Origin of the sequence: Glycomyces endophyticus, assembly GCF_039531525.1 — a bacterium.
Taxonomy (GTDB): Bacteria; Actinomycetota; Actinomycetes; order Mycobacteriales; family Micromonosporaceae; genus Glycomyces; species Glycomyces endophyticus.
Window position 1 is genome coordinate 107,907 of sequence record NZ_BAAAQF010000001.1, and the last position, 13,314, is coordinate 121,220.

The following is a 13,314-nucleotide window of genomic DNA, read 5'->3' on the forward strand; positions in this document are numbered from 1 at the left end:
GGGGCCGTAGAGACGAGATCTTGAACTTTCTCGGTTCAGCGCGATGCCGGGCAATGCACCGCGCAGGCCGTCCGACCCGAACCACGGTAGCCGGATCCGATCGGGCCGGACGATCACGAAACCTGCATTGAGATGCTGATTCATGTATCTCCACCGCAAAACTTGAAGAGTTTCGATATTTGTGATTATCTATGCGAGGTCGAATTAACCGATTCATCTCCACGATCGACAGGATGGTCACTCTCATGGAAATCGGCATCCGCGACGCCGCCCCGGCACGGCGTCGCCGACTGCGCGCGTGGCTCACGGCCGCGACCGCCGCGCTCGCTCTCGCCGCCGGGGGCCTGTGGCAGCTCGCCCCCGCCAGCGCGCAGCAGGGCGGCTTCTCGATCGAGGGCACGCAGCTGATCGACGCCAACGGCAACCCGTTCGTCATGCGCGGCACCTCGCACGCCGACGTCTGGTATCAGGGCGAGTTCGCCAGCTACGGCGAGATCTCCGACCTCGGCGCGAACACCGTCCGCGTCGTCCTCGGCTCGGGCCAGCGCGGCTGGGGCACCTCCTCGGCCGACCGCGTCGCGGACATCGTCGCCGAATGCAAGGCGCAGCAGCTCATCTGCATGCTCGAGGTCCACGACACCACCGGGTACGGCGAGCAGTCCGGCGCGGCCAGCCTCGATCAGGCCGTGGACTACTGGCAGAGCATCCAGAGCGTCCTGGAGGGCGAGGAGGCGTACGTCCTCATCAACATCGGCAACGAGCCCTGGGGGAACCAGAACACCTCCGGCTGGCTCGACGCCACGAAGTCCGCGATCCAGCAGATGCGGGCCTCCGGGTTCGAGCACACCCTGGTCGTGGACGCCCCGAACTGGGGCCAGGACTGGGAGAAGCGCATGCTCAACGGCGCGCCCGAGGTCGCCGCCGCCGACAGCCTCGGCAACACGCTGTTCTCGGTGCACATGTACGAGGTGTACACCTCCGCGCAGACGGTGATCGACTACTTCGAGGCGTTCGAGCAGATGAACCTGCCGCTGATCGTGGGCGAGTACGGCAACATCCACGGTGGGCAGAACGTCGCCTGGCAGACCATCCAGAGCGAGGCCCAGGCCCGCGGCATCGGCTGGCTCGCGTGGTCCTACTCGGGCAACGGCAGCGGCGTGGAGCACCTCGACCAGGTCACCGGCTTCAACCCGAGCCAGCTGACCACGTGGGGCCAGGGCGTCTTCACCTCTGCCAACGGCATCCAGAACACCGCCGAGCGCGCCACCGTCTTCGGCGACGACCCCGACCCGACGGACCCGGTCACGACCCCCACCGACGACCCGACCACCGGCGGCCCCGCCGAGGGCGACTGCACGGCGGCGATCACCATCGCGAGCGACTGGGGCTCGGGCTGGCAGGGCAAGGTCACCGTGACCGCCACCGACGCCGCGCTCGACGGGTGGAAGCTCACCTGGACCTGGGCCGGCTCCACGCGGATCACCTCCTCGTGGAACGCGACGATCACGGCTTCCGGAGCGGGCGTGACCGCCACCGACGTCGGCTGGAATGCCGCGGTCCCCGTCGGCCAGTCCCGCGAGGTCTTCGGATTCAACGCCTCCACACCGGCCGCGACCCCGGTCGTGACCTGCGAGGCGATCTAGAACCTGCTAGAGGGGCAGAGAAACGGAGGGCGTCGGGCTTCGAAGCCCGGCGCCCTCCGCCCTCCGCCCAGCGGCCTCGGCAACCGGTTCGAGCGGTGGCATGTCGATGCCCGCGGCGACGATTCGGCCTGTCTCGAAGCTGAATGGACGAGCGCCCCGGGGCCGTTCGGCGGCCCCACCTGCGGCGTAGAACTGGAGCATGAATGAAACTGCGCTGCCTCAGTGGGAAGCGGTCGACCTCCCGCTGCTGACCGGCATTGTGGAGGCGTACGACCGCTCCGGGCCCTTCGCACTGACGCAGAGCATCTTCCGGTTCGCCGAGGCCTGGTCCCCGAGGGACTTCGCCTTCACGGCGAAGCGCCTCGCCGACACCGGTTATCTCGACGTCCAGTACGGGCCGGGCGGATTCGTGCGGTACGTCAAGAGCGTCTCCGAACAGGCCCGAGCCGTCGCCACCCGCTCCCCCGGCCACAGGACCGGGCCGCCGGCGCCGACGCTCGACACGATGAGCGCGCCGCTGCAGCACCTGCTCACTCAGGTGACGCAAGCGCTGCAGGCCGAACCGAGCCACCCGAGAGCCGCACAGTGGAGGGCCCTCCTGGCGGCCGGCGCCGAGATCGGAACCGGCTCGACCGGCGAGCTCTCGCCAACTCCCACGGCGCTGCATCGCGGATAGACTCCGGCGAGTCCGCCGACGAACGGCGATCCCACGGCCGCGGATCCGCGTCGCCGGGCACCGGATTGGCTAGCCTGAGCCGATGAGCCGCAGCCTAAGACAGGGAAAGCGAACCAGGACCGCCCTCGAGTTCCTCGGCGCGAGCGCGGTGTACCTCCTGCCTGTGCTCGGGCTGACGCTCCTGGTCGTCTTCTTCGCTGCGCCGGAGCGCCATTGGTGGGCGATACCGGTGGGGACGCTCATGGTCGTGCCCGCGCTCGTCTGGACGGTGTCGAGGCGGCAAGTGTTCGAGGCGCTGTACATCGCCATGTTCGTCGTCGTCTTCGCGGTGCCGACCGCGGTGGTGCTGCTGTTCGGGCGCGGTCCGGTCGTGTGGGCGGTGCTGGCCGTCTTCGCGGTGCTCTGCTGCATCGCCTGGTTCAGGATCGCGTCCCGTTTCGCCGAGGCGCCGGACGACGTCGAGGAAGGCCCCGGCCAGGTCCAGCCGATGGGCTTCCCGGACTCGTCCGGCGATCAACCGGACTCCTGGTCCGGCTTCTGACCGGACCGGGGCCGTCCGATCAGAGGTCGTAGCCGAAGCTGCTGCACGCCTGCTGGATCTCGTACAGGACCGATTCGGTGTCGTCCTCGGCAGGCTTGATGCCCTCGTCCTCGAACTCGATGCAGGCCGGCACCCAGTACCGGTAGAGCTCCATGAGATCGCTGATCTGGTAGACGCCCTCGGCGTTCTCGAACTCCTGGACGAACTCCTCGGCCCGGTCGCCGTCGGTCAGTCTGACCCGGAACGCGGACGGCAGGTCGTCGGCCTCCACGGAGTCCACAAGGTCGGGTCTGTCGGCGAACGTGTCCTGGAACCGCTCCATGGCGTCGGCCTGGGACTCGAACAGGATCTCCTCGGTCAGCGGATGCTCCTGGAGCGCCGACTCGAGCTGCTCCATGGTGTCGGCCTCGATGTCGCGTTGGAGGTAGATGATCAGGTGGTGGTCACCGGGGAACACCGGAGTCGCGGCCGAATCGTCGCGGAGGAGCAGGTACGCGATCGTCCCCGCAGCCGCCACTGCCACGCACACGAGTGCGATCGCGAGTGTTCGACCGAGGGGCCGCTTCGCTTTGACAGGGATTGTGGACATGAACGCAGCGTACCGAGCGGCTGCAAGCGTTCCCATCGCCTGCCGGGATCCGAACGGGCGCATATCAGTCCAAAAAGGCAAACAGGAGCCACGCGGCCATTCGTCCATCATGGATCCGGCGTGCGTACCGGAGCGAGGCGAATCCGCGCGGCCCTGGCCGGGCGGTCCGGCCGGGCCGCGCTGAGCGCCTTCGCCGACGCCTACCGGGACTTCGCCACCGCGCACCCGGGAAGGTAGGCCGCCACCCGGCATCTCGTGCCTCTGGTCGCAGTTCTGAACCCCGACAGGAGCGAACGATGCGCAACGGCACCATCCCCCTCGCGAACGCCGCCGTCGACTATCAGCGCCGCGACGAAGGACCGCCCCTGCTGCTCATCCCCGGAGGCGCCGGCCACGGCGGGTCTTCGGCCCGCTCACGGCTCACCTGGCCCAGCACCCCGACGCCGTCCTCCCCTACCGGACGACCGCCGCCCTCGCGGCACGAGTCGGCCTGCCGCTCACCGAACTCCCCGGCGGCCACCTCGGCCCGGTCGAGCGCCCCGCACAGTTCGCGGCCGCACTCACGGCCCTGCTCACCGGTCGCTGAAGCGCGATGCGGCCGATGCCGAACGCGCTCAGTGCTCCAGGCGGGCTCGGACCTCGGCGAGGCGTGCGGCGAGAAAGGACCGTTCGACGTCGTTGCCGGTGAGGGCGATCGCCTCCTCGTAGGCGAGGGCGGCCTCGCTCCACCGGTGGAGCAAGCGGAGGAAGTCGGCGCGGGCGGCGCTGAGGTACCCGTACCCCGCCAGCGCCGGTTCGGCTTCGAGCGGGGCGAGCGCGTGCAGGCCGGCCGCGGGTCCGTCGCGGAGTCCGATCGCGGTGGCGCGGTTGAGCGCGACCACAGGGGAGGGACGGAGCCGCAGCAGCGTGTCGTACAGGCCCACGATCTCGGACCAGTCGGTGTCCTCCCAGGCGGGCGACTCGGCGTGGACGGCGGCGATCGCGGCTTCCACGGCGTAGCGCGTGGGCGGCCGGCGCGCCAGGGCGTCGGTGAGCAGGGAGACGCCTTCGGCGACGAGCCGGGTGTTCCAGCGGCTGCGGTCCTGTTCGGACAGGAGCAGCAGGCGTCCCTCGGATGAGAACCGGGTGGCGGACCGGGCGTCGATGAGCAGCATGAGCGCGAGCAGGCCGCTGACCGCGGCGTCGGCGGGCATGAGCAGATGCAGCATGCGGGCCAGGCCGACCGCGCTCGCGATCAGGTCCTTGCGGATCAGGTGCGGGCCGTCCGGGGCGGCGTGCCCGGTAGTGAAGATGAGGTAGACGACCTCCAGGACGGCGTCGACGCGTTCGTCGAGGTGCTCGGGGGCGGGGACGCGGTAGGGGATGCGCGCCTTGAGGATCTTCTTCTTGGCGCGGGTGATCCGTGCGGCCATGGTCGATTCCGACACCAGGAACGTATGGGCCACTTCGGCTGTGGACAGCCCGCACACCAGCCGCAGGGTGAGTGCGATCTGCGCCTCCGGGGACAGGGCGGGGTGGCAGCAGGTGAACACCAGCCGCAGCCGGTCGTCGTCCAGCGCGTCTTCGGGACCGGGCACCGCGGTGTCGTCGACGAGCAGCGGCATCGACCTGCGGAAGGCCGATTCGCGCCGCAGCACGTCCCGGGCCCGGTTCCGCGCGATCGTGGTCAGCCAGGCCCCGGGCCGCGCCGGGACGCCGTCGCGCGGCCACGTCTGCAGCGCCTGCGCGAACGCGTCCTGGGTGCACTCCTCCGCCAGGTCCAGGTCCCGGGTCAGCTGCGCGGTGGTGGCGAGGACCTGGGCCCAGTCGCGGCGGTGAGCCAGCGCCACCGCCGCGTTGACGTCGTCGTCCACGAGTTAGCCGTGGTCGACGACCGGTCGGATCTCCACGCCGCTGTGGCCGTGGTGCACCTCCGGCAGCAGCGACGCGAGAGCGGTGACCTCGTCGATGTCGGCGGCCTCCAGCAGGTAGAACCCGCCGACGACCTCCTTGGTCTCGAGGAACGGCCCATCGGTGATCGTCACCCGGTCGGACGCGTCCGACCGCAGCGACGTCGCCACCGTCGCGGGCTCCAGCTCCTCACCCCCGAGGATCGCCGCACCGGCCTTGGCGGTGAACGCGTCGTGCGCGGCGGCATGCGCCTTCCGCTGCTCGGCGGTCATCGCCTGCCACTGCTGGTCGTCCCCGTAGATCAGGATCATGTACTTCGTCATCGGTCCATCCCATCACTTCGAGGACCCGGACTGGACCCTCGCCTCCACGACGAACGGCGACGGCCCCGGATCGACAACCGGGACGAAAGACTTCGGCCGGGTCGTGTCCTGCTCCCGCCACGCAGGAGCACTTCAAACGGTCGAGCCGGTCCCGCGTGAGTCGCTCCGCCGCTCGACGGGTGCCGCCGGGCGCGGGCCCGTGGTCCAGTACCGGAGAGTGTTCCAGTCTTTGGTGTTGGCGAGAGAGGGGGAGACTGCAAGGGTGTCCCATTGGCCGGGCCAGTGCCAGTGGTACAAGCCGTCGGCATTCGCGACGACACGGTCGCCCGGCCCGAGCGCCACACGCCGGCGCACGCTGGAGTACGGAACCGAGTAACTGATCTGGCGATGGGTGACACGGACGTACGGGTAGGCGCCGGTCGCCACGATCAGGGTGCTGACCGCCCCGGAGAGCCCGAAGAACACCGGCCCTGCGAACCAGATCGGGACACCGTCGGCGTGCATCACGAGTCCGCTGGCAGCAGCGAGGATTACGTGCAGCACGGCGCCGCCGACGATCCACCACGTCGCGTATCGGATCGTGATCTCCGCTGGGACCGGGGTAGGGGTCATGGCTCCGATTCTCCTGGATGCCGAAGCCGGACGGGGTTCGCACGCGAACGGAGCTCAAGCAGCTCTGACCTGCGGTTTGTAGCCGCAAGGGTGAATGGTCCGGAAAAATTCTGGTCGCGGACCCATCCGGGGTCGTCGCGGTGCCGAATATCGGGCATGGCCGGGCGCCGAGCGCGCCCGCCCTCGACACCCGAGATGAGAGGCAATACCCATGAGCACTCGAATGCTGAACCGCGCCGGTGCGCTCGCCATGGCGGCGGGCTTCGCGATCGCCTTGTCCGCCTGCGGCTCCGACGACTCCGGCAGCGAGGACACCGCTGACGACGCCATGTCGACCGAGGAGACGATGGCGGAGTCGTCTGCGGAGATGGCGCCGGCCGGGGAGTTCGGTGCGGCGTGCTCGGCCGTCCCGGCCGACGGGGAGGGCTCGTTCACCGGCATGGCCGACGACCCGGTCGCCACCGCCGCCTCCAACAACCCGGTCCTGTCCACGCTCGTCACCGCCGTGGGCGAGGCCGACCTGGTCGACACGCTCAACAGCGCCGAGGACATCACCGTGTTCGCGCCCACCAACGACGCGTTCGCCAAGATCCCCGAGGCCGACCTCAACGCCGTCCTGGCCGACCAGGAGATGCTCACCAGCATCCTGACCTACCACGTCGTGGCCGGCGAACTGGCCCCCGACGCCCTCGCCGGCGAGCACACCACCCTCCAGGGCGGCACGCTCACCGTCGAAGGCTCCGGTGAGGACTTCACCGTCAACGGGGAAGCGGCTGTGGTCTGCGGCAACGTCCAGACCGCCAACGCCACCGTCTACATCATCGACACCGTCCTGATGCCCGCATAAGACTCGCGCCGCGCGAGGTTCGCTCCGGTTCCCGGCGGCCCAGGCCGACCGGGAACCCGCCCATCGAGCGAGCCCGGCGGTGAGAAGCCTGCGCGTACTCGAGCAGACCGGCGGGACCGCCCGGGTCTGACACGGCCCGGGGCCGTGGTCGCCACGACCACCGGACCCGCCGAACCACGAGCAATGCCGACGTCTGCGTCCGAGCCGGCGGCCCGGACACGGGGATGCGCAGGGGAGCGCCGGCCAGGAGCCGTCCTGGCCGGCGCTCTGTGCCGTCCGTCCCGACCTCGACGGCACCTGACCGGCTATTCCGATTGCGGCGCCGACGCGCCTCCTCGATACTGGCGCGGTGACTCTCGAATACGACCCGTCCGCCCTCGACGGCGAGGCGCTCGACGCGCTGCTGTACGACCGCCTCAACCCCTGGGGGATCGCCGACGCCTTCTACCTCGACCTCGTCATGGACGCACCGACGGTGCTCGACGTCGGCTGCGGCACCGGCACGATCCTGCGCCGCGCCCGCGCCGAAGGCCACGCCGGCCGCCTCACCGGGATCGACCCCGACACCGCGATGCTCGACCAGGCCCGCGAGACCGACGCCGCCGAATGGCGGCTCGGCACGGCGGCGGAGGCGGACTGGAAGGCCGAGTTCGCGCTGGCCTTCATGAGCGGCAACGCGTTCCAATGCCTGCTGGACGACGCGACGATCCTGGCATCGCTCCAGGCCGTGCGCCGCTCGCTCGTCGACGGCGGCAGTTTCGCCTTCGACACCCGCAACCCCGAGCTCGCCGCATGGCGGGACTGGAACCCCGACCACCCCTACGAGACGACCGATCCCCTCGGCGCGACCGTCCGCATCCACCACGAGGCGGGCGAGCCCGACGCGAACGGACTCGTCCCCCTCACGACCGTCTTCCAGGGCCCGCACTGGGATCAGCCCTTGACCGCGTCCCGCTTCCTGCGGTTCATCCGACCCGCGGCCCTGGACCGGCTGCTCGCAGCAGCCGGCTTCGAGGTGGCCGAACGCTTCGGACGGTTCGACCGCTCGCCGTTCGATCCCGCCGCCTCGGTCTCGATCGTCACTGTGGCCCGTGCCGTCCGGTCGTGAGCTGCGAGGCGCACGGGCGGTCCTGCACGCGTCCCGCCGGTTGACCGCCGGTGTTCCGCCTTGTCCGCGGGTCCCGGCGCGGTGAGACTTGCCGGGACCATTAGCCCAGGCAGAAGGACTCGCACATGACCGAAATCGACCGCCGCCGGTTCCACAAGACGCTGCTCGCCGTCCCCGCCGCACTGCTCGGCACCGGTTTGGGCTCGCTCGCGCCCGCCGCGGCCTCGGCTGCGCCCGCCGACTGGAACGCCCACCTTCTGACGGGCTTGGCGAACGGCGGCCTCATGCACCGGACCCGGGCCGGGAGCGGCTCCTGGGACCCGGAGTGGAGCGGGCTCGACACCGACGGCACGCTGTACTACGTTGCCGCGTCGGGAGTGTCCACGGATCTGCACGTGGTCGCCTCGATCAACGGGACGGCCCCGCGGCACCGCTTCCGCAGCGCCGCCGACGGGACCTGGACGCCGTTCGAGACGATCCCCTCGGCCTCGGGCACGACCGGCGTCGCCCAGGTCGCGGCGACCTCACTCGACGGCCGGCTCCACGTCTTCACCGCCGCGAACGGCGCCGTCCGCCACACCTCGCGGGGCGCCGACGGCACCTGGGACGCCTCCTGGGTCCGCCTGCGGACGTTCACGAGCATCACCCACCTGGCCGCCACGAGGGTCGGCTCCACTTTGCACGTGGCCGCGGTCGTGGACGGGGCGATCTTCCTGAACATCCGCGCGGCGGACGGGACCTGGGGCTCCTGGGCCAACGTCGAGAACTCGGCCGGCCAGATCGGCGACGTCAGCCGGGTGGCGCTGGCCGGGACCGGCGCGCAGCTCCAGGTCATCGCCCGGACCTCCGACTACCTGCTCCACCATGCGATCCGCAAGGGCGACGGCACCTGGCAGCGATTCGCCAAGCCGGCCGCGCTGAGCGGATTGAAGCCCATCGCGATCAGCGCCGCCAACGTGGGCGGAGAGACGCAGCTCGGGCTGATCGACCTGACCGGCGCCGGGCAGGTCGTCAAGCACACGATCCGCCGCACCGACGGCACCTGGCAGAAGGTCGGCACGGTCTCGTCCGCCGGGATGGCGACCGCACCGGGCGAGCTGGCGCTGGCCGGAACGCCGATCGCGTAGGACATCGGATTTCGGGGCCCGCGGCGCACGCCGCTGGCCCCGATGCCGTCCCGACCAGTACGAGGCCGCGCGCGGACGCGCCCCGCCGCCCTCCCACGAGCCTCCGCAGTCGCGAAGGTCTGCGCTCGACGTGAATCCGGCCCGGCGGGTCGTTCCAACGGATTCCAACGGCGCCTTTGCACGGCGGCGCGCAACGCGTGGAATGACTGGGTCCGAAGGAGCGCTTGGAGGCATCAGTGATGGAGACGTCCGCATACCTGGACGGCGTGGTCGAGCAGACGCGCGAGTTCGCCGACCTCGTCGACGGCGGGGACGCGGCAGCGCCCGTGCCGACCTGTCCGAAGTGGAAGCTGTACGACCTCGTGGACCATGTCGGCTCGGTGCAGCGCATGGTGACGATGCTCGTGGACGACCGGATGTCCGACCCCGCCGACGCGTTCGCCCGCTACGTGCCGGCCCCCGCCGACCCCGCGCGGTGGCGCGACTGGCTCAACGACGGCGCGGCCGAGGCCCAGCGGGCCTTCACGTCCGTCGCCGACGACACCCCCGTGTGGGACCCCTCGGGAGCCGCCGCGGGCGTGCCGTTCTGGTCGCGCCGCCTCTTCGGCGAGGCGTGCGTCCACCGCGCCGACGGCACCGCGGCACTCGACGCCGACTACCGGCTGCGGCCCGAGTACGCCGTCGAGGCCGTCGAGGACTGGCTGGACACCTTGACCTCCGAGGGGTACTGGGAGAACCGCCCGGACTTCGCCGACGGCATGCGCGGCGAGGGTCAGACGCTGCACTTCCACGCGACCGACGCGACCGGGGAGTGGCTGGCCCGCCGCGAGCGGGACCGGGTCGCCTTGGAGCGCAAGCACGGCGAAGCCGACCTCACCCTCAGCGGACCGGCCACCGACCTCCTCCTCGTCATCAGCCGGCGCCGCCCGCTCGCGGCGGCCCCGTCGCTGGAGATCGAGGGCGACCGGGCCCTGCTCGACCGCTGGATCGAGCACATGGACTGGGTCACCGACTGACCGTGATCCTTCCCCCTCCCCCGCACCGCGAGCGGAACCTCTGGATGATCGGCGGTACGGTGGTCGTGTCCCTCGCGGTCGCCATGGCCGCGACGCTCTTCGTCCTCACCGAAATACGCGACACCCGCAACGCGAACGGCGCGGACCTCGCCGAGACCGGCTGCCACGACTTCGACCTGGCCTCCTACGAGCGTCTGTTCGGCCAGGGCCCCGACGACGGCGGCCCCGGCTCCGGCGGCGACCTCGCCTGCGACTGGAGCCACGACGACGAGGACGGCGGCGGCCTCGTCATCGACGCCTGGACCAGTACCGAAGCAGCGCAGACGTACTGGGACGACGAGCACGCATGGTGGGCCGCGAACGCCGACGACGGCGCAACCGAGGTCCCGGGCCTCGGCGACGCCGCGTTCCTCTTCGCGCAAGGCCCCGCCGGTGAACCGCAGAAACGGCAGCTCATGGTCCTCGACGGCAACCGCACCATCGCAACCTTCTGCTGGATCGATCCGGCCGCGCATTCGACCGCAGACGCCGACGCCTACCTGGAAGACCTGGCAGCCCAGGCAATCCAACTCACGGGCTGACCGACCGCCCGCCTAGGCGATACTCCTCAATGGATCGGTATCCCCGGCAGGGCTGCCGTCGTCGATCCAGGACAACTCGACTCCTGACCACCTCACCGACCCTTGATTCTCATGAGAACCGACTCGCAAGACAAGCCGACCGCGGCGCCGTCGCCGCGGTCGGACGTTGCGGGCGGATTCAGGCGGTGGCATGCGCTTCGGTTCTGGTGCCCTCGGACGCGATCATCTTGACCATGACGTACTGGCCTTCAGCGAATTCCAGGTCGTAGTACCCGTTCTTGGGGACATAGGTCTTCCCCGCTACCTCGGCGGTGATCGTGACCCCGTCCACGAGAGTGTCGTAGACGTAGACACGCTCATCTTGAGGATGGAACTCGACCTTCCCGGCCAGTTCCAAACCGTCGAACATGTAGAGCTTCACGGCATAGCCGCCGGCGTCGTGCTCGAAGTACGTGCCGTCCCAGTCATCCGGAACGGTGCAGGGGCAGAGGTCCGTGTCAAATCGGTCGGCTCTGGGGTAGAGGTAGGCCGCCTTCACGTCACTGGATGCGGCTGCGGCCGCGGTGACGGCCATCGAGCTGGTGAGCGCGAATGCCGAGATAAGGGCGGCGAGCGCAGCGAGAATCCGATTTCCCATCGGGTCGTCCTTTCTGGTGGTGGACGTGCGATTGCAGCATCCGTTGCACCAGCATGGTTTCGACCTGCACAGTTCCTGCACGGATTGTGCATGGATCAAGACCGAAGAGGCAGCGAACGGCTCAGTCGACGATCAGGAGCTGAGCGGCCGAGCCAGTGCTTCTCGTTTCTTGGAACCGGATCATCCCGGGACACCCTCTACGAACAGCCGAGCCGCGGATTCAGGTCGGCGCTGGCCTTCGCTGCAAGTACGTACTTCCCAGCGATGAGCCGGTACCAATCCCTTCACACTGACGCTTACATGCCGACCGGACGCCCGCGAAGCGGATCATCGCGTTCGTCGGCGACCGGAAGCTGGGCGCCCTTACGCTCTACCTCGACCTCGACCTCGACCTCGACCCTTCCACCGCTCGCAGGAGCTCGTTACACTCGCGTTGGAGTGCCTCGTCCGCCCACATCGCGTGCTGCGGGGCGGCGTTCGAGCACACCATGGAGCCCCAGGCGCCGACGCGGACAGAGTGCGTGATCGCGTCGCGGCAAAGCCCGGCGCCGACTGGGCCTTCTTCGAAGTGGGCGTCGCGGGGGGTGTAGCCGACCCAGCCCTCGCCGAAGACGAGCGGCACGCCCATCCGTGCGGCGTGGTCCGCGGCGGTGTCGATCCAGTCGCGGAGGCGGTTCGCCATCGCGATTCGGTGGGCGCCGTAGTGGTCGTACAGCCAGCGGTCGAACTGCTCGGGATCGCACCAGTCGTGGACGTAGATCTCGGTGGGCTGCATGATCGACGCCTTGAGCTTCCACGCGTTCGCCTCGGGCAGCGCCCACTCGGCGATCGGGGGCGCGTCGGGACGCAGGATCGCGGCGGCGTGTTCCTGGTCGAAGTCCGCCGCGGGGCGGCGCAGGCCGAACTCCTCGATGAGGTCGTCGAGGACGCCGTAGACGTAAGGATGGAAGACCAGCGCGGTGGCGTTGCGGGGCAGTCCGCGCAGCGACCCGACCGGTACGCCGCCGTAGTTCGGGGCGCACAGGACCTCGGGGTGGCGGGCCTGGAACGCGGCGATGCCGGCTTCGAGGCGGCCCTGGAGCTCGACCACGGCGTCCTCGACGCCGGGCAGGCCGGCGGTGAGGTGTCCGATCTGGACCTCGTTGTGCGGCTCCACGAGCGCGACGGTGTGGGCCAGGTCGTGCTCGGCGAGGAAGTCCACGAGGTCGGCTTGGGCTTCGGCGAGGACGGTGAGGCGGTCGTCGGGGTCGACGGCGTGGAGCGCTTCGTACCAGGCGGGGTCGTCCGCGAAGGCGGGGCTCTGCTGGTACTCCCAGGACGAGACGATGACAGAGACGCCGTGCCGGTCGGCGGCGCGGAAGAAGTCGAGCAGGTGGGCCTTGGCGTCGATGACGGTCGGCTTCCGCAGGTCGTACCAGCGCACTCGGGACCCGTAGTCGCCGCCGAGGGGTTCGAGCCGCAGCTCACTGGTGTCGACGCCGGATTTGAAGAGCAGGAACGGCATCGCGCAGATGCGCACGGCGTTGTAGCCGAGGTCGACGGCCTTGGCGAAGGCGGCGTCGAGGTCTTCGAAGGGCTCACCGGGGCCGGTGCGCACGTACCAGGAGAAGTCCCAGAGGGAGATGGCGAGGCGTTCGGGCAGGTGGGCGGGGATCATGGCGGTGGCTCCTTGCGGGATCGGAATGGTCATGACGTCACTGCGCCTGCGGTGAGTCCGGAGGCGG

General features: G+C 70.0%; 14 protein-coding genes and 1 pseudogene. 9 read left to right on the top strand and 6 right to left on the bottom strand.

Features of this window, described 5'->3' with window-relative positions:
• Positions 1 to 233 precede the first annotated feature (233 nt).
• The 3 genes from ABD419_RS00520 (at position 234) to ABD419_RS00530 (ending at position 2,860) form a co-directional block, all read left to right on the top strand.
• Positions 234 to 1,643 (top strand): cellulase family glycosylhydrolase, encoded by a 1,410-nt coding sequence (locus ABD419_RS00520; RefSeq protein WP_344480383.1) that lies wholly within the window; start codon positions 234 to 236, stop codon positions 1,641 to 1,643.
• Positions 1,644 to 1,842: 199 nt separating this feature from the next.
• Positions 1,843 to 2,319 carry a hypothetical protein gene (locus tag ABD419_RS00525; RefSeq protein WP_344480386.1) on the top strand — a complete coding sequence of 159 codons (477 nt, stop codon included), beginning with the start codon at positions 1,843 to 1,845 and terminating at the stop codon, positions 2,317 to 2,319.
• Between the two features lie 82 nt (positions 2,320 to 2,401).
• On the top strand, positions 2,402 to 2,860 hold the full coding sequence (locus ABD419_RS00530; protein WP_344480389.1) for a hypothetical protein: 459 nt from the start codon (positions 2,402 to 2,404) through the stop codon (positions 2,858 to 2,860).
• 19 nt (positions 2,861 to 2,879) lie between these two features.
• Here the strand turns inward: ABD419_RS00530 and ABD419_RS00535 are convergent, their stop codons facing one another.
• Positions 2,880 to 3,449, bottom strand: coding sequence for a permease-like cell division protein FtsX (locus tag ABD419_RS00535; protein ID WP_344480393.1), 570 nt, complete (start codon positions 3,447 to 3,449; stop codon positions 2,880 to 2,882).
• A 132-nt stretch (positions 3,450 to 3,581) separates the two neighbouring features.
• Here ABD419_RS00535 and ABD419_RS00540 point away from each other — a divergent pair.
• A pseudogene (locus ABD419_RS00540) lies at positions 3,582 to 3,683 on the top strand (TetR/AcrR family transcriptional regulator); the annotation flags it as partial.
• Between the two features lie 380 nt (positions 3,684 to 4,063).
• Here the strand turns inward: ABD419_RS00540 and ABD419_RS00545 are convergent.
• The 3 genes from ABD419_RS00545 to ABD419_RS00555 form a co-directional block, all read right to left on the bottom strand.
• Positions 4,064 to 5,302 (bottom strand): RNA polymerase sigma factor, encoded by a 1,239-nt coding sequence (locus ABD419_RS00545; RefSeq protein ID WP_344480396.1) that lies wholly within the window; start codon positions 5,300 to 5,302, stop codon positions 4,064 to 4,066.
• Between the two features lie 3 nt (positions 5,303 to 5,305).
• On the bottom strand, positions 5,306 to 5,662 hold the full coding sequence (locus ABD419_RS00550) for a YciI family protein (RefSeq protein ID WP_344480399.1): 357 nt from the start codon (positions 5,660 to 5,662) through the stop codon (positions 5,306 to 5,308).
• 132 nt (positions 5,663 to 5,794) lie between these two features.
• Complete coding sequence (locus tag ABD419_RS00555) at positions 5,795 to 6,274, bottom strand: hypothetical protein (protein WP_344480402.1); 480 nt, start codon at positions 6,272 to 6,274, stop codon at positions 5,795 to 5,797.
• Between the two features lie 211 nt (positions 6,275 to 6,485).
• Here ABD419_RS00555 and ABD419_RS00560 point away from each other — a divergent pair, with 211 nt between their 5' ends.
• The 5 genes from ABD419_RS00560 to ABD419_RS00580 all read left to right on the top strand — a co-directional run bounded on the left by ABD419_RS00560 (position 6,486) and on the right by ABD419_RS00580 (position 10,953).
• The gene (locus ABD419_RS00560) at positions 6,486 to 7,121 is read left to right on the top strand and encodes a fasciclin domain-containing protein (protein WP_425555867.1); all 636 of its coding nucleotides are present in this window, start codon (positions 6,486 to 6,488) and stop codon (positions 7,119 to 7,121) included.
• 349 nt (positions 7,122 to 7,470) lie between these two features.
• On the top strand, positions 7,471 to 8,229 hold the full coding sequence (locus tag ABD419_RS00565; RefSeq protein WP_344480405.1) for a class I SAM-dependent methyltransferase: 759 nt from the start codon (positions 7,471 to 7,473) through the stop codon (positions 8,227 to 8,229).
• 125 nt (positions 8,230 to 8,354) lie between these two features.
• A complete protein-coding gene (locus ABD419_RS00570; protein ID WP_344480408.1) occupies positions 8,355 to 9,356 on the top strand; it encodes a PLL family lectin in 1,002 nt (333 codons plus the stop codon).
• A gap of 239 nt (positions 9,357 to 9,595) precedes the next feature.
• A complete protein-coding gene (locus ABD419_RS00575; protein WP_344480410.1) occupies positions 9,596 to 10,372 on the top strand; it encodes a maleylpyruvate isomerase family mycothiol-dependent enzyme in 777 nt (258 codons plus the stop codon).
• Positions 10,373 to 10,374: 2 nt separating this feature from the next.
• Positions 10,375 to 10,953: a hypothetical protein gene (locus tag ABD419_RS00580; protein ID WP_344480413.1), complete on the top strand. Its 579-nt coding sequence runs from the start codon at positions 10,375 to 10,377 to the stop codon at positions 10,951 to 10,953.
• Positions 10,954 to 11,131: 178 nt separating this feature from the next.
• Here the strand turns inward: ABD419_RS00580 and ABD419_RS00585 are convergent, their stop codons facing one another.
• Positions 11,132 to 11,590 carry a hypothetical protein gene (locus ABD419_RS00585; protein WP_344480416.1) on the bottom strand — a complete coding sequence of 153 codons (459 nt, stop codon included), beginning with the start codon at positions 11,588 to 11,590 and terminating at the stop codon, positions 11,132 to 11,134.
• Positions 11,591 to 11,960: 370 nt separating this feature from the next.
• Positions 11,961 to 13,280 (bottom strand): cellulase-like family protein, encoded by a 1,320-nt coding sequence (locus tag ABD419_RS00590; RefSeq protein WP_344480419.1) that lies wholly within the window; start codon positions 13,278 to 13,280, stop codon positions 11,961 to 11,963.
• Between the last annotated feature and the right edge of the window lie 34 nt (positions 13,281 to 13,314).

Excerpts from the sequence above, each read along its gene's own strand:
- ABD419_RS00520 (WP_344480383.1), top strand. The coding sequence starts at position 234 with ATGGTCACTCTCATGGAAATCGGCATCCGCGACGCCGCCCCGGCACGG.
- ABD419_RS00525 (WP_344480386.1), top strand. The coding sequence starts at position 1,843 with ATGAATGAAACTGCGCTGCCTCAGTGGGAAGCGGTCGACCTCCCGCTG.
- ABD419_RS00530 (WP_344480389.1), top strand. The coding sequence starts at position 2,402 with ATGAGCCGCAGCCTAAGACAGGGAAAGCGAACCAGGACCGCCCTCGAG.
- ABD419_RS00535 (WP_344480393.1), bottom strand. The coding sequence starts at position 3,449 with ATGTCCACAATCCCTGTCAAAGCGAAGCGGCCCCTCGGTCGAACACTC.
- ABD419_RS00550 (WP_344480399.1), bottom strand. The coding sequence starts at position 5,662 with ATGACGAAGTACATGATCCTGATCTACGGGGACGACCAGCAGTGGCAG.
- ABD419_RS00555 (WP_344480402.1), bottom strand. The coding sequence starts at position 6,274 with ATGACCCCTACCCCGGTCCCAGCGGAGATCACGATCCGATACGCGACG.
- ABD419_RS00560 (WP_425555867.1), top strand. The coding sequence starts at position 6,486 with ATGAGCACTCGAATGCTGAACCGCGCCGGTGCGCTCGCCATGGCGGCG.
- ABD419_RS00570 (WP_344480408.1), top strand. The coding sequence starts at position 8,355 with ATGACCGAAATCGACCGCCGCCGGTTCCACAAGACGCTGCTCGCCGTC.
- ABD419_RS00575 (WP_344480410.1), top strand. The coding sequence starts at position 9,596 with ATGGAGACGTCCGCATACCTGGACGGCGTGGTCGAGCAGACGCGCGAG.
- ABD419_RS00585 (WP_344480416.1), bottom strand. The coding sequence starts at position 11,590 with ATGGGAAATCGGATTCTCGCTGCGCTCGCCGCCCTTATCTCGGCATTC.
- ABD419_RS00590 (WP_344480419.1), bottom strand. The coding sequence starts at position 13,280 with ATGACCATTCCGATCCCGCAAGGAGCCACCGCCATGATCCCCGCCCAC.